Here is a 21,007-nt window from a genome sequence, read left to right as displayed (position 1 = left end):
AAAAACTCATGGAATCTAAAGAACTAATCAACAAATCAGCCAAGAAAATTTGGCAGAAATGGTCCATTGCAATCCGAATAACTCCTTTAATCATTCTATTGGCCATACTAAAAATACTTTCTCATAATTTTGGATGGGAAGTACTTGAATTAAATGCACTTTTCACCAGTTTAGTCGCCGGTACCATATTCCTGATAGGATTTCTGATTAGTGGTGTATTATCCGATTATAAAGAAAGTGAAAAATTACCCAGCGAAATTTCAGCATCTATGAAATCATTAGCTGATGATACTTACACCATTTACAAAACTAAAAATACCTTAACGGCTCTTGAATTTATAGAGTTTCAGAAAATGTTTTCTAATTCTCTTGTGGATTGGTTTTACAAAAAAGAAAAAACGAAAGTTATTTTGAAAAAAATAAGTGATATGAATCATTTTTTCATCGAACTTGACAAAGAAGGAATTCAAGCCGGTTATATCATCAAAATGAAAAATGAGCAAAACAATCTTCGAAAAATGATTCTAAGAATTGATACTATAAGAGACACTAACTTTGTTGGTTCAGCTTATACTATTCTGGAAGCTATGGGATTTCTAATAGGATCCAGTCTTTTGATTATCAAAATAGAACCCTTTTATGCTTCGCTGTTTTTTACATTAGTCGTAACCTTCTTAATTGCTTATATGTTTCTATTGATTAAAGATTTGGATAATCCATTCGATTATTCGACTAATGGGGAAAGCGGAACAGAAATTTCACTAAAACCAATTCATGATCTTAGAAAGATACTTATTGATTTCATATAAAAAGGTCTTTTTTTAATGCTTGCTAATAATTCTCAGCTTAAAAAATACCTGAAATATTTACTTACCTTTGCCAAAAAAAATCAATATGTCAAATATTTATATCGCCTACCATTTTAGCATTGAACCAAAAGAACTGGGTTCTGAAATTTTAATTGCCGAATTAGGCGAACTCGCATTCGAGAGTTTTACTGAAACTGAAAAAGGAATTTCAGCTTTCGTTCAAAAAGATTTATGGGACGAAATGATTCTTGAAAACGTAAATATACTTCACTCAGAAGAATTTGAAATTGATTATAGCTACGAAGAAATTGATCAGGTAAACTGGAATGAAGAATGGGAAAAGAATTTTGAGCCTATTGATGTAGATGGAAGATGTCACGTAAGAGCCCCATTTCACCCAAAAACGGATGCTGAATTTGACATTTTGATTGAGCCAAAAATGAGTTTTGGAACAGGCCATCATGAAACTACTCACATGATGATCCAACATTTGTTAGAAATAGATGTTACCGGAATGAAAACCCTAGATATGGGTTGCGGAACTGCAATTCTTGCGATTCTTGCCGAAATGAAAGGTGCTCAACCTATTGATGCCATCGATATTGACAACTGGTGTTATTTGAATTCTATTGAAAATGCCGAGCGTAACAATTGCAAAAATATCAGCGTTTATGAAGGAGATGCTTCTTTATTAAAAGGCAAAAAATACGATTTGATTATTGCTAATATCAATAGAAACATTTTATTGAATGACATGCAAACCTATGTTGATTGCCTAAATCCAAAAGGAACTTTACTGTTAAGTGGTTTTTATACTGAAGATATTCCTTTTATTGATGCTTCTTGTACTGAAAAAGGCTTAACTTATGTTAAAAAATTCGAAAGAAACAACTGGGTTTCACTAAAATACGTAAATTAGTATTCTGTTTATTATCAAATAATTAAAGTACAAAAAAAAAAAGAATACAATGAGTACTAAAGAAAAAATTAGAGAAAGAGTAAGCGTACAAGAAGTCACAGCTAAAAACAACGAAATTATTGTTTATAATGATGATGTAAATACTTTTGACCATGTAATTGAAACCTTAATGCGCGTTTGCGAACATACAGCTGAACAAGCAGAACAATGTTCGTTAATTGTTCATCATAATGGAAAATGTACCGTTAAAACAGGACCAATTACAAAATTAAAACCGCAATGCACACAGCTTTTAGAAGCCGGTTTAAGCGCAGAAATAATCTAATTAAACTACAAAATTTACCCATAAAAAAGCATTCGTCGCGGCGAATGCTTTTTTTATGGAATATTATTAATGAGGCAACTTATCTTTGATAACTCCGTATAAAAAAGTTCCTATCAAAGCTCCAAGAAGCACTAAAATAACACTTGTAAAACCTGCTCCTATTAATATGAATATTGGTCCTGGACAAGAACCTGCTAAAGCCCATCCTAATCCAAAAATCACTCCGCCTACAAGATAACGAAAAGTTCCGGGTACTTTATCAGCGATACGGATTGGAGTTCCTGAACTGTCCTTTAAATTATATTTTTTTATAATTTGGATTCCGATTATTCCTGTCAAAACAGCAACCATAATAATCCCGTACATGTGAAACGATTGAAATTGAAACATTTCATAAATTCTATACCAGGAAACCGCTTCTGATTTGGTCAATACAATTCCGAAAATAAATCCAACCAAAATAAATTTTACTAATTTCATAACTTATACAATTAAAGGTAAAATAAAATGAGCCATAATTAATCCGCCTATAAAAAATCCAATTACTGCTTTTAAAGAAGGAAGTTGCAAATTGCTCAATCCCGAAATAGCGTGTCCTGAAGTACAACCACCGGCATAACGGGATCCAAAACCAATTAATATTCCACCAATAATCAAAATCAAGATTGACTTAGGAGATTCAAAAACATCATTCGAAAACAGGGTGTCTGGCATTAATTTTCCCTGTGGAGCATCAATATCCATCATTTGAAGCTGCGCTATTGTTTTAGGATTTATAGACACATTAGAAGCATCGCTCAAATAATGAGTAGCCACAAAACCACCTAACATAGCTCCAGCTACTACAGCAAGATTCCAACGCTGTGATTTCCAATCAAAATTAAAAAAAGTTACTTTTTTTCCAGCTCCAGCTATACTGCATAAGGTTCTTAAATTGGAAGACATTCCAAATGATTTTCCAAAATAAATCAAACTAAGCATCACTAAGCCAATTATAAAACCCGAAATATACCATGACCAGGTATGATAAATTAATTCCATACTTATTTATTTTTATGTAAAGTTAAATAGTAAATTTTCAATTGAATGTGAGAAATGTTACATTCGATAAAATTAGCCTTCTTCCTTCAAAAAAAAGCAAATTAGTAGCTCAAAATTTGAAGTTCTCAATATCTTTGTGTGATAATTAAATGAACCAAACATTTCAAAAATAATTCAATTTTATGAAATCACAATTAATAACCAATTTACGTAAGCAAATACAAAAAAATAAAAAGCTAGCACTCTTTATAATCTCTAAAAAAATAATTATTGCAATAGCCTTAATGTTCTTAAGCAATTCTTGTATTAGTACTAAATCCACCTTGAAGAATGTAGATGATAATGCTCCTGTTCTTAAACTAACTACAGACAATACTTTTACAATTACCGAATATAGCAAAAACAAAAAATACGGCTATAATAAAGATTATCCAATCAATCTTTTTTATTACAACACTAACAATGAGCAATTAAACGAAGAACGTTTTTTGAATGCTTTGGCTGGACCTAAGGGAGAAAAAATTAGCTATATTAAATTAGAAACCTGTTGTCCTTTTCCAACTAAAAGAAGTGCCATGGGAGCTGGATTTCTAAATAGTTACGAAATTCATTGGGATGGTCAAAAAAAACCGGTTGTTTTATATCTCAACATCTATGAAAAAGGCGTATTAATGTGCCCAATGGGATTAAGTATCCGAAAAAAAGAATAACAATACAGTAGAATATTTGCTTTTAGCTATAATTTAATAGCCTATTAAAATCTTCTAAATCAAAAATCATAACTACCTTTGCAATCATTAAAAATCACCTATGAACATACAAAATATCCCCCAAATTAAGCATACTGAAAGTGGTAATTTCTTTTTACTTTCAGGACCTTGCGCCATCGAAGGAGAAGAAATGGCAATGCGTATTGCTGAAAAAATTGTTGGCATTACTGATAAACTACAAATTCCTTACGTTTTTAAAGGTTCGTTCAAAAAAGCAAATCGCTCAAGAATTGATAGCTTTTCAGGAATTGGCGATGAAAAAGCATTAAAAATTTTAAGAAAAGTATCTGAAACTTTTCATGTTCCTACTGTAACCGATATTCATACTAATGAAGATGCGGACATGGCAGCTCAATATGTAGATATTTTACAAATTCCTGCCTTTTTAGTGCGTCAAACTGATTTAGTTGTGGCTGCAGCCAATACTGGAAAAGTAGTCAACTTGAAAAAAGGACAATTCATGAGTCCTGAAAGCATGAAACATGCGGTACAAAAAGTATTGGATTGTAACAATCAAAACGTAATGGTTACTGATCGTGGAACTATGTTTGGTTACCAGGATATGATTGTTGATTTTAGAGGAATTCCTACTATGCAACAATATGCTTCAACAGTACTTGACGTTACACATTCATTACAACAACCCAACCAAACAGCTGGAGTAACTGGTGGTCGTCCTGATATGATTGAAACCGTTGCCAAAGCTGGAATTGCCGTAGGTGTTGATGGAATTTTTATCGAAACACACTTTGATCCGGCAAATGCTAAAAGTGACGGAGCAAATATGTTACACTTAGATTATTTTGAAGATCTAATGACTAAACTTGTCGCTATTAGAAAAACCATTAATACATTCTAATTTTTAAACTTTAAAAATCATTCCGTGAAAAATTTATTTACTGCTGCATTTGTAGCATTCTTATTCACAAACTGCCTTAGTGCTCAAGAAGAAATAAAATTACAAGACAAATACACTGCCCACAATAAAGGAAAATTCTTTATTTCATGGGGTGGTAACAGAGAAAGTTATACCAAATCAGATGTGACTTTTAGAGGTAAAGATTACAACTTTACTGTCGATAATATGACCGCTCATGACAAACCAAAAGGATGGCATGTTGATTATATTAATCCTGGGCGAATGACAATTCCTCAAACAAATTTCCGTTTAGGTTATTTTTTTAGTGATCATTATAGTGTTACTATTGGAGTAGATCACATGAAATATGTAATGACGCAAGACCAAACAGCAAATGTTACGGGTCATATTGATGGAGCGGTTCATAATGGTCTTTATAACAATACCCCAGTTAATTTTTCGGATGAGACTTTTTTAACCTACGAGCATACCGACGGTTTAAATTATGTACACACTGAAGTTTCTCGTTTTGATGATATTTCATCTTGGTTAGGACTTCCTAATACTGATAAAGTTCAAATTAATTTGACTGAAGGTCTTGGTTTAGGTCTCTTATATCCTAAAACAAATACCATGTTATTAGGCAAAGAACGTCACGATGATTTTCATGTTTCAGGATATGGAACTTCGGTAAAAGCAGGCTTAAATTTCACCTTCTTTAAACACTTTTATGTTCAAGGCGAATTAAAAGGCGGCTATATCAATATGCAAGATATTCGCACTACTAAAAGTACTGACGACAGCGCATTTCAAGATTTCTTTTTTCTTCAAAGAATCATTGCTTTTGGAGGAATATTTAAAATATAAAATTTGACCAATTCTTAGATATTTATAAAAAGAGCCTTATTAATTTATAAGGCTCTTTTTATAAAATCAAACACTTTTACCCTCCTAATGTAATTTAATCTATTTATGAGTGTTTTAGTGGCTTTAAATGCTTATTTTTATTAAAAAAACTCCCCCAAGTCTTTTTAAAAACCTATTTTATTATTTTATATACTATTTATTTTAGTAAATAATTATGACAAAAAATAGAGAAAATGACGTTGCTCAGAACTTTGATGTTTTTAACAATTTTGAAAAGTTTTTTGACTTATCACAGGACTTATTTTGCATTGCTGGATATGACGGTTATTTTAAAAGGATAAACCCTTCGGTTTCTAAACTTTTAGAATATTCAAATGAAGAATTACTTGCAAGACCTATTAATGATTTTGTTTACAAAACTGATAAAGAAAAAACAAGTTTAGCTCGAAACGAACTCAAAAATAAAATTCCTTTATTTAGTTTCGAAAACAGATACCTAACTAAAAGTGGACATATAGTTTGGCTTTTATGGACCTCAATACCAGTTGAAGAAGAAAAATTAATCTATGCGGTAGCTAAAAATATTACTCATAAAAAAGAATTAGAATTAGAAAGAACATTACATCTCAAAAAACTTACTGAAATCAACAACGAGTTCAAACAACTCAGTTATTCAACGGCACACGATTTAAGATCACCTGTTAATAATATGCTTGCTATTTTTGAACTTATGGATATTGAAAATATCCAAAGTAAGGAAACCATAGAATTCATTAATATTTTAAAAAACACCACAGATACCTTAAAAGAAAATCTAAACCAATACATTCGAGTTTTAAATACTAAAAATCAGAATGATTACCAATTAGAAGAAATTGATTTGAATAATTCATTAAATGAAGTTTTAACTTCTATTAACTCATTAATACAAAATTCGAAGGCTACAATTAATATCGATTTTTCTAAAACGAACAAAGTTAATTTCAACAAAGCTTATTTAAAAAGTATTTTTTTAAATTTGATTACTAATGCTATAAAATATTCAAAATCAGATATTTTGCCTAACATATCCATTCTATCCGAAAAACGAGGCAACACTACTCAATTAATCATTAAAGACAACGGAATAGGATTTGATCTCGATAAAGTGAAAGACAAAGTTTTTGGATTGCATCAAACATTTAACGAACACATTGACAGCAACGGTATAGGACTGTATTTAGTTTACAATTATATTACCAATCTTGGAGGTCGTATTTCCCTTGAAAGCGAAGCTAACAAAGGAGCTAAATTTACAATAACATTCAACGATTAAATAAAAAACCATTATAAACAAGATCAATTTCACTAATAAAGATTTAAAGGAGGTACAAACAAAGAAAAATTAACTATATAATTTTTAAAAAGATGATTCCTATCCCCAAAATCCCAACAACAATCAATACAAAAAGGAAAATCTCTGGTATTGAGTTTCTTCAGTATTTTGTTTTGATATCTTTGGTTCTTTATTTTGGAAAACTACTTTTTATTCCTCTTTTTTTTGCATTACTCATCAGTTTTATCTTGTATCCTGTTTGCAAATGGTTAGAAAAAAAAGGGATTAACCATGCTATAGCAATAGTATTCTCATTGACAATCGTTTTTTTTATACTAGCAAGCGTCTTGTGTTTACTCATTTTACAAATCAAAGAATTTGCTATGGAATGGGAACCTTTTAAGATAAAATTACTAGAAACTATAAATCAAATCAGTGTTTTTATTTCGCAATATTTCAATATTACAAATACCGAACAAACTTCCTTTTTCCAGAACATACTAAACCACTCCGAAAATCAAGCCATAGATATTATTAAAAGCACATTTTATTCTTTTTCTCAAACTGCATTTTACATTATCATTATCCCCGTTTTTTCAGCACTTATTCTTTTTCATCGTCAGATGTTTGCAAAAGCTTTATTTCACTTTTTCCCTTCGAACCAAAAAGAAGCAATCCGTGAAATTCTTATAGAAACAATACACGCCTATCATGATTTTATAAAAGGAATGTTGCTGGTTTATATTATTGTTGGATTTCTTAACAGCATTGGTCTTTTGATTATTGGTATTCCTCATCCTTTTATGTTTGGGTTCGTTGCCGCCATACTCACATTTATTCCCTATATCGGTATTATGATATCAGCACTTTTACCAATTGCTATTTCATGGATTACCTATGACTCTATTTGGTATCCAATTGGGGTTATTACCGTTTTTGCAATCGTACAAATTTTAGAAGCTTATATAATATTCCCTTATGTTGTTGGAAGTCGTTTAAAAATAAACACCCTAGTCATTATTATCATGATTACATTAGGAGGCATTTTATGGGGTGCTGCCGGTATGATACTATTTATTCCGTTCACAAGTGTCATCAAACTTATTGCTGACCGAACCGAAAGCTTAAAAGCGATTTCAATTTTATTAGGTGAGGGCAAACTTAAAGAAGAAAAGACAAAATAAAAAAGCTCCTATCGAGGAGCTAATTCATTAAAACAATAAGACTAATTCTAGGCAAAAATCAAATCATAAACCTGATTGGCTATTTCTAATTCTTCATTGGTTGGCACCACTAAAATTTTAGTCTTAGAATTTTGAGTATTTATTTCGCGAATGTCACTTGAACGGGTTTCATTTTTAGTTTCGTCTAATTCCAATCCTAAAAACTGCATGTCGGCACATACCGATTTCCTGATATAAGCAGAGTTCTCGCCTATTCCTGCCGTAAAAATAATGGCATCAATTCCGTTTAAAACTGCCGCATAAGAACCAATGTATTTTTTAATGCGATACACATTCATATCAAGAGCCAACTGACAATTAGCATCTCCTTTTTCGGCATTAGCCTGAATATCTCTTAAATCACTATGGCCGGTAAGTCCCAGCATTCCGCTTTGTTTTTGCAATACCGTATTTACTTCGCTTAATTTATAGCCTAAAGTATTGACCATATAAAAAATGACCGACTGATCGATATCTCCACTTCGTGTCCCCATTACCAATCCGTTCATAGGACCAAATCCCATACTGTGATCGATACTTTTTCCGTCTTTTACTGCTGTAATGCTACAACCATTTCCCAAATGAATCGTAATGATTTTGTCGCTTTTCTCTAAAAAACCAATTGCTTTTTCCGAAACATATTTATGAGATGTTCCATGAAAACCGTATGCTCTAATTTTATTTTCGGTCAATAAGTAATTTGGAATAGCATATCGATAAGCCACTTCGGGCATAGTTTGATGAAAAGCAGTATCAAAAACAGCCACTTGTTTAGCAGAAGAAAAAACTTCCTCGGCAACAATTATTCCTTCTAAATTAGCCGGATTATGTAAAGGTGCCAATTCAAAAAGTTGTTTTATCTTTTCTTTTACTTCGTCATCAATCATCACTGTATCCGAAAAACTAGCTCCCCCATGAACTACCCTATGCCCAACTGCATCAATATCTTGCGTACTTTTAATTACACCAATAGTTTCATCTAATAACAATTGAGCTATTTTTTCCAATCCTATTTTATGATTCGGAATCGGTAGCATTTCTTCCAATGAATCCTTATTGGTTTTATACGTTAAATTTGAAGTTTCTAAACCTATTCTATCAATCATACCACTACAAATTACTTCCTTTGTAGGCATGTCAATTAATTGGTATTTTATAGATGAACTTCCTGAATTTATAATAACTATTTTCATTTTCTATTTTTTTCCTCTCCCCAACCCTCTCCAAAGGAGAGGGAGACTGAATTGATCTGTTTTTAATACTTAAAAAAATTAGTTTTATTTATTGATTTTTTTTCAAACTCATAACTGAAAACTCATAACCACTAAAGCCCCTGCGCTTGAATCGCTGTAATCACGACTGTGTTAATAATATCATCTACAGTACAACCACGGCTTAAATCGTTTACAGGCTTGTTTAAACCTTGCAACATTGGCCCAATGGCTAATGCTCCCGTTTCTCTCTGAACTGCCTTATAAGTATTGTTTCCTGTATTCAAATCGGGAAAAATAAGCACACTCGCCTGCCCTGCCACTTCTGAGTTGGGCATTTTGCTTTTTCCTACCTCCATATCAACAGCCGCATCGTACTGAATAGGACCTTCAATTTTTAAATCGGGACGTTTTTTCTTTACAATTTCAGTTGCTGTTCGCACTTTTTCAACTTCATCTCCTTTTCCTGACGAACCCGAAGAATAAGACAACATAGCCACTTTAGGTTCTATTCCAAAAGCCAAACTGGAATCGGCAGACGAAATCGCAATTTCAGCCAATTGTTCAGCAGTAGGATTTGGATTTATAGCACAATCTCCAAAAATAGAAACCCTGTCTTCCAAACACATGAAAAATATTGACGAAACCACACTCGAATTGGGTTTGGTTTTAATGAATTGTAAAGCTGGCAAAATAGTATGTTGTGTAGTATGTGCCGCTCCCGAAACCATTCCGTCCGCATGACCCTTATACACCATCATTGTTCCAAAATAAGATACATCTTCCATTAAATCTTTGGCCATAGCCATAGAAACATTCTTGTTTTTTCGAAGTTCGTAATAGGTATTTACATAATCATCATAATAAGGTGATGTTATGGGGTTAATAATATTCACTTTCGAAAAATCAAAAGCAATTCCTAATTCGGCTACTTTATTTTCTATTTGTTTTTTATTTCCAATAATCGAAATATCAACTACATCCATCGCTAATAATCGAGAGGTCGCAATAATTATTCTATCATCATTTCCTTCCGGTAATACAACGTGTTTTCGATGTTGTTTGGCTCTTTTCACCAAATTGTACTGAAACATTTTTGGTGTCATTCCTTCGGCTTCAAAAGCACTTAATTTATCGGACAAATCATCCAGATCCACATACTTTTCAAAGGTGCTTATTGAGGTTTCTATTTTATGAATATTCTCGGCATAAATTTTAGATTGTATCGAACCTATCTTATTGGTTATTCTATAAGTACCACCTTCTACTGCAATAATTGGCACAACTCCATTCAAACCTTCAATTAGCTTCAAAATACTGTCTTCAGGCAGAATATTTCCTGTCAAAACTATCCCGGAAACCGAAGGGTAATTAACCGACTCATTGGCCTGTAAAGCTCCCAAAATAATATCAGCTCTATCCCCAGGAGTTATTACCAACGCATTCTCTTTCAGATGCAATAAATAATTTCGCAATTGCATAGCACCCACACTAAAACTTCCTACTTCATTATTGATAAAATCCTTACCAAAAAGAATTTTAGCATCCAATTCCTCCACTATTTCTTTAACCGTAGGATTATTCAAACTTGAAATAACAGGAATAGCGCTCACCAAAACTTCTTTAGGCAAAACACTTCGCAAACCATCTTCTGCTAATTTTAAATTTTCCGGTTGGATTTTATTCGCAATAAAAGCTAAAACTTCTACCTCTTTATTTTTAAAAGAATCATAAGCAAGATATTCCCCATCCAAAAATTCTTCGAGTGTTTTCCCAACTCCAGAACCAACAATTATAGCCGGAATTCCTAAATTCTTAGCAATAAGAACATTCATATCTAATTCGATTGCTGTTCCTTCACCACTGAAACTGGTTCCTTCAACCAAAACAAAATCAAAACGCTCTTCTAAATGTTTGAATTTTTCAATAATTAAATCTAAAACATCGCCTATTTTCCCTTTATTCTTCTTTTTGATTAACTGACTTTTGGTGATAGCAAAAGCATCTTCAAAGCGGATATCCAAACCAAAATGCGATATTACCGTTTCGATATGATTGTCTAATTTTCCATCTTCAAAATCTTCAATAATAGGTCTAAAATAACCTACTTTGGCAGTTTTACCAATAAGCATACTCATTAATCCAAGCGTAATAATCGATTTCCCGCTATTACTTTCTGAAGTTGCGATATAAATGGCTTTGTTCATTTTATAATTTTTTACACTTATTTTATTCTTTCAATTCCTCTTACAATTCTAATAAAACACAACTAATCCTTGTTATCAAAACCACTTTCTCTTTTTAAAATAAAAAATCATTAAAATCCCTATCAAAATCATTATACCAATGACGGTATAATACCCATTTTCATATCTTAATTCGGGCATGTAGTCAAAATTCATCCCGTAAACCCCAACAATAAAGGTCAATGGAATAAATATTGCCGACACTATCGTTAGCGTTTTCATAATCTCGTTCATCTTATGAGATTGAGCAGAAAAAAAGAAATTAGAAGCACCTTCCAGCATTTCCATATCTGATTCAATTTGTTCCAAAAGCTCTAAACTTTTTTGATGCAATCGGGAAAAATAAACATAGGAATCCATTTGAATTACATTACATACAACATCATCTTTTAATGTTTTAATGCCAAATAATGAATCCCTAAGCGGAATAATCGAGCGTTTTAAAAAACTTAAATTATCCCTGTGTTTTTCAATTCGCACCAAAATATCAGGATCAGTACTATTCTTAGACAAATTAATTAATTCCTCAACCTTTTCTTCCTCATCCTCAATAGTGATATAGAAATTTTCCATAACAGCGTCTAAAAGAAGATAGAGCAAATAATCGGCCTTTTTAGTTCTCACAACTCCCGAATGAGTGCGTATTCTTTCTCTAATATGGGTAAAAAAATCACTGCTTTTTTCCTGAAAAGAAATCAAAATACCATCCTTTATCAAAAAACTAATCTGCTCGGAACTAATATTATCCGAGTTTTCTGTTGGCAATATCGACTTTATATTAAAAAACAAACTACTGGCTGATTCTTCCATTTTTGTCCTTCTTGCGGTATTTAAAATATCCGAAAGCAGAAAACTATCTATATCAAAAAATTCCCCAATTCCCTCCACTGTTTTAATATCGCTTAAACCATGCAAATTAAGCCAGTTTGTTTTTGTATTATCGATACATTCTCTAAAATCTGAAATAGCTAAATCCTGATATTCTGTAAAATCCAAATCGTCATAAACAAACAGCTGCATTTTTGACTCCAGCTTCTTGTGTTTTCCCGTGTACTCTAATTGATTTGGATGTACTTTTCTAGCCTTTTTATATTTTATTTTTCTCATTCAAAAATCATTTACAGTAATATTACAAAAAAGAATCCGAATGGAAAATGACAATTATCACTTTAAAGCAAAGGTTCTGAATGAGAAAATAGAAAAATAATTATCTTTATAAGGATTATTACAGCTAAATTTTCTCACAGAATAAAAGTTGAAAAATGAATTACAAAATAAAAATCTCAATTCCAGAACCTTGTCACGAAAATTGGATGGAAATGTCTCCAACAGAAAAAGGCCGATTTTGCAGTAGCTGTCAAAAAAATGTAATTGATTTTACAAAGTCTTCTGACAGAGAAATTGTTATGGCTTATAATAAAAATGATAAGCTATGTGGTCGTTTCAATAACTTTCAGATTAATCGAAATTTAATAATCCCCAAAGAAAAAAAATCAATTTGGGTAATTGCAGCAGCGTCAATGATTGCCTTTTTAGGGTTGGGAAATCAAACTGCAAAAGCTCAGGAATCAGTTAAAACAGAACAAAAAACAATACCAACTTATACCCCACCCAATAATGAGAAAGAAGAAATAGAAATTGAAGGGAAAATTTTTCTTGGAGAAACAAATCCAAATTTTGAAGAAGTAGATATTCTTCTCTATGACAAAAACCAAATACTTCATCCCAATACAGATGGAAAATTTTGCATAAAGGCAAATAAAAACGATAGAATATTAATTAGTAAAGCTGGGTACATTAATTATTACACTACAGTATTTAGATCAATCAATTTAGGTGCTATAGAGTTAGAAAGGGATAATTGTCAAACGTTTGTGGTTGGTGGTGCTATTGCTGTAAAAAGAAGTTTTTGGTATCGTCTTTTTCATAAAAATTAAAACAAAAAAACCGAGCTATTTCTAGCTCGGTTTTTCATTATTTATGTTCTTCAAAAGATCCCGATAAAAATCGGGATAAGCGATTCACACAATTTTTTATTCAAAAAATTAGTTCTCTGCTTATTTTACTTCTTCGTAATCTACGTCTTGAACGTTATCACCTTCAGCTTGTGGTTCAGCAGCAGCTTGACCTTGCTCTCCTTGAGCGTACATAGCTTCAGTAGCAGTTTTCCAAGCAGCATTTACATTATCTAAACCTTTTTGGATAGCAGCAACATCTTGCGATTGGTGAGCCATTCTAAGTTCAGTTAAAGCAAATTCGATAGCTGTTTTGTTCTCGTCTGAAATTTTATCTCCCAATTCTTTCAATTGACTTTCAGTTTGGAAGATAGTACTATCAGCCTCATTTATTTTTTCAGCTCTTTCTCTTGCAATTTTGTCAGATTCAGCATTAGCTTCAGCATCTTGTTTCATTCTTTCGATTTCTTCAGAAGTTAATCCAGAAGAAGCTTCGATACGAATGTCATGAGATTTACCTGTTCCTTTGTCAGTAGCAGTTACTTTGATGATACCATTAGCATCGATATCAAAAGCAACTTCGATTTGAGGAACTCCTCTTGGTGCTGGTGGAATACCGTCTAAGTGGAAACGACCGATAGTTTTATTATCTACAGCCATTGCTCTAGCTCCTTGTAATACGTGAAGCTCAACAGATGGTTGAGAATCAGAAGCAGTAGAGAATACTTGAGATTTTTTAGTTGGGATAGTTGTGTTAGCCTCAATTAATATAGTCATAACACCACCCATAGTTTCGATACCTAAAGATAAAGGTGTAACGTCAAGTAACAATACATCTTTTACATCTCCAGAAAGTACACCACCTTGGATAGCAGCTCCAATAGCTACAACCTCATCAGGGTTAACTCCTTTAGAAGCTTTTTTACCGAAGAATTTCTCCACTTCTTCAACGATTCTTGGAATACGAGTAGAACCTCCTACCAAGATAACTTCGTCGATATCAGAAACTGATAAACCAGCATTTTTCAACGCTTTAGCAACTGGTGCCATAGAACGTTTAACTAATGAATCAGTTAATTGCTCAAATTTAGCTCTAGATAATTTTTTAACTAAGTGTTTTGGTCCTGAAGCCGTAGCAGTTACGTATGGTAAGTTGATTTCTGTTTCAGCAGAAGCAGATAATTCAATTTTAGCTTTCTCAGCAGCTTCTTTAATACGTTGTAAAGACATTGGGTCTAAACGCAAGTCAATACCTTCTTCAGCTTTGAATTCGTCAGCTAACCAGTCAATAATTTCGTGGTCAAAATCATCACCTCCTAAGTGAGTATCTCCATCAGTAGATAATACTTCGAAAACTCCGTCTCCTAATTCAAGAACAGAGATATCAAAAGTACCTCCACCTAAATCGTAAACAGCAATTTTTTGATCAGTTCCTTTTTTATCTAATCCGTAAGCTAATGCAGCAGCAGTAGGCTCATTGATGATACGCATAACTTTAAGACCAGCAATTTCACCAGCTTCTTTAGTAGCTTGACGTTGTGCATCGTTAAAGTAAGCAGGAACAGTAATAACTGCTTCAGTTACAGTTTGACCTAAATAGTCTTCAGCAGTTTTTTTCATTTTTTGAAGAGTCATAGCTGACAATTCTTGAGCAGTATACAAACGACCGTCAATATCCACACGTGGCGTATTGTTGTCTCCTTTTACTACACTGTAAGGAACTCTTTTTGCTTCTTCAGTGATTTCAGCAAATGAATGTCCCATAAAACGTTTGATAGAAGCAATAGTCTTAGTTGGATTAGTTACCGCTTGTCTTTTTGCAGGATCACCCACTTTAATTTCTCCACCTTCTACAAAAGCAATGATAGATGGCGTTGTTCTTTTTCCTTCTGCATTAGGAATAACAACTGCTTCACTACCTTCCATTACAGAAACACAAGAGTTGGTCGTACCTAAATCAATTCCGATTATTTTACCCATTTTTAATATATTTAATTTTTATTATATACTCGTTTTAATAACTCAACGTGCTTAAGTCAATCTTTGTGCCAATATCAAAGCCCCATATAAATTGTCATAAAATATTAAACTGTCGTAAAATTAGCTGACAATATGACATTTTAAACTGACTGACAGACTTGCGAAAACAAAAAACCAGACTGTCATACTGATTGATATTCCTAATTTGAATTCGTTATTCCTCTTTGCTATTGTCATTGATATTTGAAATTGCAATTTACATTTCCATTAAAATCATTAAATTATGGTAAAACCTTCAATTCCATACTCTACTATGTACGAAAAATTTCAAACGAACAGAAACCCTCTCTTACATTTTGTAAGAATATTTTAATATATTTGAAAGAAAAAAATATGAAAAAACTACAAATATTAATTTCACTTCTTGCCACATTAAGTTGTATTAGTCAATCAAAAACAGACAAACTAACCCAGCCCATTATCGAAGAAGGAAAAAAATTATACCAATCGGAAATGGCTTCCTGGTACGGGACTGATATTTTTTTAGCAAAATATACGGCTAAAGAAAAAATCGGAGGTTACTTTTCGTATTCTGAAAATGACAAATCAAAATGTATTTTCTTTTCAAAAGAAGAAAAGCCAAAAGTCATTGGAATCATTACTTTTGATGCTACTTTTGATGTCAATAAGGCAACAACATTAATAGAAGAAAGAACATTTACTAAAAATGAACTCGATTATTATACCTTAAGAGAAAACTCAAAAAAAGCACTGCAAAAAGATACTCTAATCAAAAATTACAACAATAGTAAACTAAATCTAATTCCGTTGATTTCTAATGGAGAGAAAAAAGTTTACATTTTAACAGGACCCAATGTAAATGGAGTCGTTTTATTAGGAAATGATTATGTATTGAATTTTGATAAAAACAATAATTTCATAAGCCGAAAAGCATTACATAAAAACTTAATTCCAATACAATACAAAAAAGATCAAACCGATGTAGAAACCATGCACAATCATCAAGCTGAAACCGGTGATTTTATCACTGCTACAGATATTTGTACGTTGATGCTTTATGAAAAATTCGCAAATTGGAAAAATCATATTGTACTATCTAAAAATTATGCTTCTATTTGGAATTGTAAAACCAATGAGCTTCAAATAATAACCGCAGAGGCATTTAATAAAATGTTCGAGAAAAAAGAGAAATAAATGATACCAATTCGTTTTTTTAAAAAAAGAATACTGCTGTTTCTTTTTATTATTTTCTTTACACAATGCAGCACTATAAAAAAAGACAACCAACATTTACAGCAGTTAATTGGGGTGAACCAACTCAAACAAGACATTGATTTCACCCATAAAAAATTCCAAAAACTCCATCCTAAACTGGATTATTACATTAGTAAAGAAAGTCTGGATTATCAATTTGACAGTCTCAAAACTACTATAGACAAACCCTTAACTCCGCTCGAATTTTATAAAAAAATCAGTACTGTTGTTGCTTCAATAAGACAGGGACACAGCTATGTTTTGGTACCAGAAAAGCAATTTTTGAAAAAAGAAACTAAGGCTCTTCTCAAAAAAGGAATTGGGCCTTTTTCACAATTTGATTTTTCTTTTTACAATGACAAACTGTATGTCATCAAGAATAAATCATACAACAAAACGATACAAGCAGGAACCGAAGTCCTTTCGGTAAACGGCATACAACCACAAAACCTCATCCGGGAATACAATCGGTTTTACAGTTCGGATGGTTTTAATACCACTCTAAAAAACCGAGTTGCAGCCAGACGATTTGTTTCGAATTTCATCACTGAATATGGTATCAAAGACAATCTTCAATACGTTTTTAAATCCAATGACAGTATCAAAACCATCACCATTAAAAGATTTAAGCTGGATAGCATTGAAAAAAAATCAAAAAAGAAGATTCAAAAAACTGTCCCGGTTGACAAAGCAAAACAACAGGCTTTAAAAAGAAAAAAAAGAATTAACGGTTTCGAAAAATCGACCAATAGTTTTATTAGAGAGCTGAGCTATTCATCTAAAGACAGTAGCATTGCCACTCTAAAGATTAGAGGTTTTAAAAGCGGAAAATTCAGAAAGTTTTACAAAGAAAGCTTTGCCGAAATTCAAAAAAGAAATACTAAAACCCTGATTATAGATATACGGAATAATGGCGGCGGGCGATTGAACGAAATCATCAAACTCTACAGCTACCTCGCCGATTCGACTTTTGTATTCTTAAAAAAATCAGAAGTCGTTTCCAGAGCGAGTTTGTTTAATGGTGTCTATTTTAACAAAGGTAGTGTTCCTGTAAAAGTGATAAAAGCGCTTTTCTCCCCTTTAATGTATGGCTATTTGTTAGTTAATGTTCATAAGGATAAAGATGGCAAGAATTATTTTGATACCGAAACACAACCAAAGCAAATCAACAAAAAAACATTTAAAGGTAAAATCTATGTGTTGATTAACGGAGCGAGCTTTTCGGCTTCGAGTATTCTTTCGTCTAATTTAAAAGGATCAAAAAGAGCCACTTTTGTAGGCGAAGAAACCGGAGGCGATTATAACGGCACCGTAGCTGGATTTATGCCTGTTGTAACCCTACCGCATTCAAAACTAAAAGTCCGAATCGGGATTATGAATATTGCGCCCTATTATCAAACCAAAGAGTTTGGATATGGTGTTTTTCCGGATATTCCCATAACACCAACTCTTGAAGAACAAATTCAAGGAAAAGACCCTGAACTGGATTGGATTTTAAACCAAAATCAGTGATAAATTCTGCCAGATTTTCAAATAGTATTTAATCTGAATTTTACTCAATATTTAAACTATTGTAACTTAATTATTGATTTCTCCATTGTTTTTTGAAATTGCTATTGCTATTATTTTTTATAATTACAATCGATTTTAACGCAACCGGAGTTCGCTATTATTTTAAAAATCATTACCTTAGTAGTACCAATTTTAAACATACAGCAATATGAATAATGTGAAAGAATTAAATAAATGGGCCAATGCGCACACTTATTTTACCTTAGATTTACTACGAATTGCACTGGGAGTGTTTCTATTCGTAAAAGGAGTTAAATTTATAACTAACATCCAATATTTGGTTGAATTGATTTCTCCTATTGACAGAATTGGAGGAGGAATGTTTTTGGTTCATTACATTACTCCTGCCCACATGATTGGAGGAATATTGATTGCTTTCGGTTTACTTACCCGATGGGCTATTATTGCTCAATTACCTATTTTATTTGGAGCTATTTTAGTCAATTTTATGGGCAAAATGCACTCAGATAATTTATTTCTTGCCTTAGCTACTTTGGCAGTTTGTTTATTTTTCTTAGTTTATGGAAGTGGAAAAAATTCTGCCGATTATTATTTTAAAATGTCTAAATAAATATAAAAAACTAATATAGACCGCTAAATATAGCCGCAATCAGTTGTTTTTATCATAAGGAAGCTCGATGTTTTATCGGGCTTTTTCATTTTACAGTATTAAAGTCCTAAAAAATATTGCCTTTTTTTATTCCTCAAGAAAGTGGTAATCTTGTAGTTGTTATATAAAATTTCAAATAAAAATGAATATCGTAGACCTGACAGGTAACTTTCAAATTATAGGAAGCAATCAAGATGCCGAAGAAAACAACTACAAAGGAACACTTTCTTTAACTCTTGACCCGAACAACAGAATCAAAGCAAAATGGCTTATTAATAATGACCAACTCCAAACAGGAACCGGATTTTTTAGAGATAATATTCTTGTTATCAATTTTAAGTACCAAGGAGAAGATGCTGAAACTTATAAAGGCGTAGCGGTTTATCGTTGTCTATCTAAAGACCTGTTAGATGGTTTTTGGTCTGAAAAACATGGTAATCCGCTGTATTTGGGTAAAGAACGCGGTTTTAGGATTTCGGAATCAGTGAATTAGACTATTTTTGTAAGATTTATTTATATATTAGCAAAAAATAAACTCTGACGTTTAACAGACAAAGCAACCCAATTTAAGGGTAATAAGTCTGACAACGCCAGTAGTATATACAAGTTATAAGCCATTTTACCACACGATTATGCAAAAAACAAAATCTGAAAGTATCGTTTCTGAAATAAATTCAAATGTGTTTTTTAAAGAGTTTACATTCAGTAAAAATGATTTTAAAGAACTTAGTAGTAACCAAAAATTGGAGTTTGCTGACAACGTAGTTTGGCTTGACGAATTGTTTTTCATTTATCAAATTAAAGACAGAAAAAACGATGCGCCAGAAACAGACGACAGAAAATGGTTTCAGAATAAAATAATTAATAAGGCAGTAAAGCAAATTAAATCTACGCTAAGTTATATTTCTTCATATCCAGAAATAATAATTGAAAATGAAAAAGGCCACAAACTAAATATAACTGAAGCTAAAAATTCTGAGAAAGTACGTAAAATTATAATTTACACTCCAAATGAATCTTTTCCAGAAGATTTGAGACAAAAAAGATTTCACAATAGTTCACAAGTTGGTTTAATTCATTTATTTCATTCAGAAGATTATTATTGGATTTGTCGCTATTTATTGACTCCGACCGAAATAGATGAATATTTAGAATTTAGAGAATCATTTTATTTGGCAGATACGGTAACAAGTAATGCTTTATCTGAACAATATTTTTTAGCACATTTTTTAGAGACAACCGAGATCGACCACTATAATCCAAAATACATAGAAAATCTAAAAAACTTGCCAAATGCAAATGCAGAATTTGACATTAAGTACTTAATGGATAACATCACAAACGACCTATCTCCGTTAAAATATAAAACAGAATATTACCCCGTAATTAAAGAAATAGCAAAATTAAATCGGACAGAGATTTATGAATTTAAAGCTAGGTTTAAAAAAACTGTTGAAAAATGCGACGAAGTTGATTTGGTGCTTCCTTATAGATTTTATGTTCCAAGAACGGATTGTGGATTTATATTTATTCCATTGACTTCAGGAAATACAAAGTTTTGGAAAAATGCGCTTGCAAATTTTACTTTGGCTCATAAATATGAACAAAAAGCAAAAAAATGTATTGGCGTAACAATTTTTCGAGATGAGAATATTGAAAAAAGTTTTAGAATGTATTTTGGTTATGAAGAAAAAGATTGGGTATATGACCAATTAATTGAAACTATCCTAAATGAAAACAGTCCACTAAGACAAGTTAATTCAAAAAGAATAGAAAATAGATATAAAAACGGCTTATAACAGCTACTCCTATGTAAAGCATCATAAAGTTATTCATATATGGAAACTTGAAATTGATGGCAAATGGAAATTAGCTCGAATAATTAGCTATAGACATTAAAATATATTGAGTTAGTCATTTAGTTTCTGTATTTTTATGTCTTTAAAAACAGTCGTTATGGAAGTATTTGAAGGACAAAGCATACTAAACTTTATAAAAGAATTGCCAAATGATGAAGCTTGCAAAGCTTA

General features: G+C 32.0%; 20 protein-coding genes. 14 read left to right on the top strand and 6 right to left on the bottom strand.

What is annotated here, in order from left to right; genetic code table 11:
- Window positions 1-8: 8 nt before the first annotated feature.
- The 3 genes from GTZ96_RS16275 (at window position 9) to GTZ96_RS16265 (ending at window position 2,053) form a co-directional block, all read left to right on the top strand.
- Complete coding sequence (locus tag GTZ96_RS16275) at window positions 9-809, top strand: hypothetical protein (protein WP_161644968.1); 801 nt, start codon at window positions 9-11, stop codon at window positions 807-809.
- Window positions 810-894: 85 nt separating this feature from the next.
- Complete coding sequence (gene prmA / locus GTZ96_RS16270) at window positions 895-1,728, top strand: 50S ribosomal protein L11 methyltransferase (RefSeq protein WP_161644967.1); 834 nt, start codon at window positions 895-897, stop codon at window positions 1,726-1,728.
- A 49-nt stretch (window positions 1,729-1,777) separates the two neighbouring features.
- Window positions 1,778-2,053, top strand: coding sequence for an ATP-dependent Clp protease adaptor ClpS (locus GTZ96_RS16265; protein ID WP_161644966.1), 276 nt, complete (start codon window positions 1,778-1,780; stop codon window positions 2,051-2,053).
- A gap of 66 nt (window positions 2,054-2,119) precedes the next feature.
- Here the strand turns inward: GTZ96_RS16265 and GTZ96_RS16260 are convergent, their stop codons facing one another.
- A complete protein-coding gene (locus tag GTZ96_RS16260; RefSeq protein ID WP_161644965.1) occupies window positions 2,120-2,533 on the bottom strand; it encodes a DUF6691 family protein in 414 nt (137 codons plus the stop codon).
- A gap of 3 nt (window positions 2,534-2,536) precedes the next feature.
- Complete coding sequence (locus GTZ96_RS16255; protein ID WP_161644964.1) at window positions 2,537-3,094, bottom strand: YeeE/YedE family protein; 558 nt, start codon at window positions 3,092-3,094, stop codon at window positions 2,537-2,539.
- Between the two features lie 284 nt (window positions 3,095-3,378).
- Between GTZ96_RS16255 and GTZ96_RS16250 the strand changes: the two genes are divergently transcribed.
- The 5 genes from GTZ96_RS16250 (at window position 3,379) to GTZ96_RS16230 (ending at window position 8,089) form a co-directional block, all read left to right on the top strand.
- Entirely contained in the window at window positions 3,379-3,804 is a 426-nt protein-coding gene (locus GTZ96_RS16250; protein ID WP_161644977.1) for a 2-dehydro-3-deoxyphosphooctonate aldolase, read from the top strand.
- A 100-nt stretch (window positions 3,805-3,904) separates the two neighbouring features.
- Window positions 3,905-4,723, top strand: a complete 819-nt coding sequence (kdsA, locus tag GTZ96_RS16245) for a 3-deoxy-8-phosphooctulonate synthase (RefSeq protein ID WP_161644963.1) — start codon at window positions 3,905-3,907, stop codon at window positions 4,721-4,723.
- A gap of 24 nt (window positions 4,724-4,747) precedes the next feature.
- On the top strand, window positions 4,748-5,590 hold the full coding sequence (locus tag GTZ96_RS16240) for a hypothetical protein (RefSeq protein ID WP_161644962.1): 843 nt from the start codon (window positions 4,748-4,750) through the stop codon (window positions 5,588-5,590).
- Window positions 5,591-5,804: 214 nt separating this feature from the next.
- On the top strand, window positions 5,805-6,905 hold the full coding sequence (locus GTZ96_RS16235) for a PAS domain-containing sensor histidine kinase (protein WP_161644961.1): 1,101 nt from the start codon (window positions 5,805-5,807) through the stop codon (window positions 6,903-6,905).
- Window positions 6,906-6,997: 92 nt separating this feature from the next.
- The gene (locus tag GTZ96_RS16230) at window positions 6,998-8,089 is read left to right on the top strand and encodes an AI-2E family transporter (protein WP_161644960.1); all 1,092 of its coding nucleotides are present in this window, start codon (window positions 6,998-7,000) and stop codon (window positions 8,087-8,089) included.
- A 47-nt stretch (window positions 8,090-8,136) separates the two neighbouring features.
- Here GTZ96_RS16230 and GTZ96_RS16225 read toward each other — a convergent pair whose 3' ends face one another.
- The 3 genes from GTZ96_RS16225 to corA all read right to left on the bottom strand — a co-directional run bounded on the left by GTZ96_RS16225 (window position 8,137) and on the right by corA (window position 12,692).
- Entirely contained in the window at window positions 8,137-9,321 is a 1,185-nt protein-coding gene (locus tag GTZ96_RS16225; RefSeq protein ID WP_161644959.1) for an acetate/propionate family kinase, read from the bottom strand.
- A 131-nt stretch (window positions 9,322-9,452) separates the two neighbouring features.
- Window positions 9,453-11,546, bottom strand: coding sequence for a phosphate acetyltransferase (pta, locus tag GTZ96_RS16220; protein ID WP_161644958.1), 2,094 nt, complete (start codon window positions 11,544-11,546; stop codon window positions 9,453-9,455).
- Between the two features lie 75 nt (window positions 11,547-11,621).
- Window positions 11,622-12,692, bottom strand: coding sequence for a magnesium/cobalt transporter CorA (corA, locus tag GTZ96_RS16215; protein WP_161644957.1), 1,071 nt, complete (start codon window positions 12,690-12,692; stop codon window positions 11,622-11,624).
- 155 nt (window positions 12,693-12,847) lie between these two features.
- On the opposite strand from corA, the gene GTZ96_RS16210 reads away from it, so the two are divergent.
- Complete coding sequence (locus GTZ96_RS16210) at window positions 12,848-13,522, top strand: hypothetical protein (RefSeq protein WP_161644956.1); 675 nt, start codon at window positions 12,848-12,850, stop codon at window positions 13,520-13,522.
- A gap of 120 nt (window positions 13,523-13,642) precedes the next feature.
- Here the strand turns inward: GTZ96_RS16210 and dnaK are convergent, their stop codons facing one another.
- Complete coding sequence (gene dnaK, locus GTZ96_RS16205; protein WP_161644955.1) at window positions 13,643-15,520, bottom strand: molecular chaperone DnaK; 1,878 nt, start codon at window positions 15,518-15,520, stop codon at window positions 13,643-13,645.
- A 393-nt stretch (window positions 15,521-15,913) separates the two neighbouring features.
- On the opposite strand from dnaK, the gene GTZ96_RS16200 reads away from it, so the two are divergent.
- The 5 genes from GTZ96_RS16200 to GTZ96_RS16180 all read left to right on the top strand — a co-directional run bounded on the left by GTZ96_RS16200 (window position 15,914) and on the right by GTZ96_RS16180 (window position 20,776).
- Window positions 15,914-16,735 carry a hypothetical protein gene (locus GTZ96_RS16200; protein ID WP_161644954.1) on the top strand — a complete coding sequence of 274 codons (822 nt, stop codon included), beginning with the start codon at window positions 15,914-15,916 and terminating at the stop codon, window positions 16,733-16,735.
- Window positions 16,736-18,307 (top strand): S41 family peptidase, encoded by a 1,572-nt coding sequence (locus GTZ96_RS16195; protein ID WP_161644953.1) that lies wholly within the window; start codon window positions 16,736-16,738, stop codon window positions 18,305-18,307.
- 208 nt (window positions 18,308-18,515) lie between these two features.
- Entirely contained in the window at window positions 18,516-18,938 is a 423-nt protein-coding gene (locus GTZ96_RS16190) for a DoxX family protein (RefSeq protein WP_161644952.1), read from the top strand.
- Between the two features lie 181 nt (window positions 18,939-19,119).
- Complete coding sequence (locus GTZ96_RS16185) at window positions 19,120-19,470, top strand: hypothetical protein (protein WP_161644951.1); 351 nt, start codon at window positions 19,120-19,122, stop codon at window positions 19,468-19,470.
- 139 nt (window positions 19,471-19,609) lie between these two features.
- Complete coding sequence (locus GTZ96_RS16180; RefSeq protein ID WP_161644950.1) at window positions 19,610-20,776, top strand: hypothetical protein; 1,167 nt, start codon at window positions 19,610-19,612, stop codon at window positions 20,774-20,776.
- Window positions 20,777-21,007 lie beyond the last annotated feature (231 nt).

It is taken from the genome of Flavobacterium undicola, assembly GCF_009909155.2.
Taxonomy (GTDB): domain Bacteria; phylum Bacteroidota; class Bacteroidia; order Flavobacteriales; family Flavobacteriaceae; genus Flavobacterium; species Flavobacterium undicola.
This window is presented reverse-complemented; position numbering and strand designations above follow the sequence as displayed.

What these genes read in the sequence shown, in the direction of transcription:
- GTZ96_RS16275 (WP_161644968.1), top strand. Translation starts at nt 9, where the DNA reads ATGGAATCTAAAGAACTAATCAACAAATCAGCCAAGAAAATTTGGCAG.
- prmA (WP_161644967.1), top strand. Translation starts at nt 895, where the DNA reads ATGTCAAATATTTATATCGCCTACCATTTTAGCATTGAACCAAAAGAA.
- GTZ96_RS16265 (WP_161644966.1), top strand. Translation starts at nt 1,778, where the DNA reads ATGAGTACTAAAGAAAAAATTAGAGAAAGAGTAAGCGTACAAGAAGTC.
- GTZ96_RS16260 (WP_161644965.1), bottom strand. Translation starts at nt 2,533, where the DNA reads ATGAAATTAGTAAAATTTATTTTGGTTGGATTTATTTTCGGAATTGTA.
- GTZ96_RS16255 (WP_161644964.1), bottom strand. Translation starts at nt 3,094, where the DNA reads ATGGAATTAATTTATCATACCTGGTCATGGTATATTTCGGGTTTTATA.
- GTZ96_RS16250 (WP_161644977.1), top strand. Translation starts at nt 3,379, where the DNA reads ATGTTCTTAAGCAATTCTTGTATTAGTACTAAATCCACCTTGAAGAAT.
- kdsA (WP_161644963.1), top strand. Translation starts at nt 3,905, where the DNA reads ATGAACATACAAAATATCCCCCAAATTAAGCATACTGAAAGTGGTAAT.
- GTZ96_RS16235 (WP_161644961.1), top strand. Translation starts at nt 5,805, where the DNA reads ATGACAAAAAATAGAGAAAATGACGTTGCTCAGAACTTTGATGTTTTT.
- GTZ96_RS16230 (WP_161644960.1), top strand. Translation starts at nt 6,998, where the DNA reads ATGATTCCTATCCCCAAAATCCCAACAACAATCAATACAAAAAGGAAA.
- GTZ96_RS16225 (WP_161644959.1), bottom strand. Translation starts at nt 9,321, where the DNA reads ATGAAAATAGTTATTATAAATTCAGGAAGTTCATCTATAAAATACCAA.
- pta (WP_161644958.1), bottom strand. Translation starts at nt 11,546, where the DNA reads ATGAACAAAGCCATTTATATCGCAACTTCAGAAAGTAATAGCGGGAAA.
- corA (WP_161644957.1), bottom strand. Translation starts at nt 12,692, where the DNA reads ATGAGAAAAATAAAATATAAAAAGGCTAGAAAAGTACATCCAAATCAA.
- GTZ96_RS16210 (WP_161644956.1), top strand. Translation starts at nt 12,848, where the DNA reads ATGAATTACAAAATAAAAATCTCAATTCCAGAACCTTGTCACGAAAAT.
- dnaK (WP_161644955.1), bottom strand. Translation starts at nt 15,520, where the DNA reads ATGGGTAAAATAATCGGAATTGATTTAGGTACGACCAACTCTTGTGTT.
- GTZ96_RS16200 (WP_161644954.1), top strand. Translation starts at nt 15,914, where the DNA reads ATGAAAAAACTACAAATATTAATTTCACTTCTTGCCACATTAAGTTGT.
- GTZ96_RS16195 (WP_161644953.1), top strand. Translation starts at nt 16,736, where the DNA reads ATGATACCAATTCGTTTTTTTAAAAAAAGAATACTGCTGTTTCTTTTT.
- GTZ96_RS16190 (WP_161644952.1), top strand. Translation starts at nt 18,516, where the DNA reads ATGAATAATGTGAAAGAATTAAATAAATGGGCCAATGCGCACACTTAT.
- GTZ96_RS16185 (WP_161644951.1), top strand. Translation starts at nt 19,120, where the DNA reads ATGAATATCGTAGACCTGACAGGTAACTTTCAAATTATAGGAAGCAAT.
- GTZ96_RS16180 (WP_161644950.1), top strand. Translation starts at nt 19,610, where the DNA reads ATGCAAAAAACAAAATCTGAAAGTATCGTTTCTGAAATAAATTCAAAT.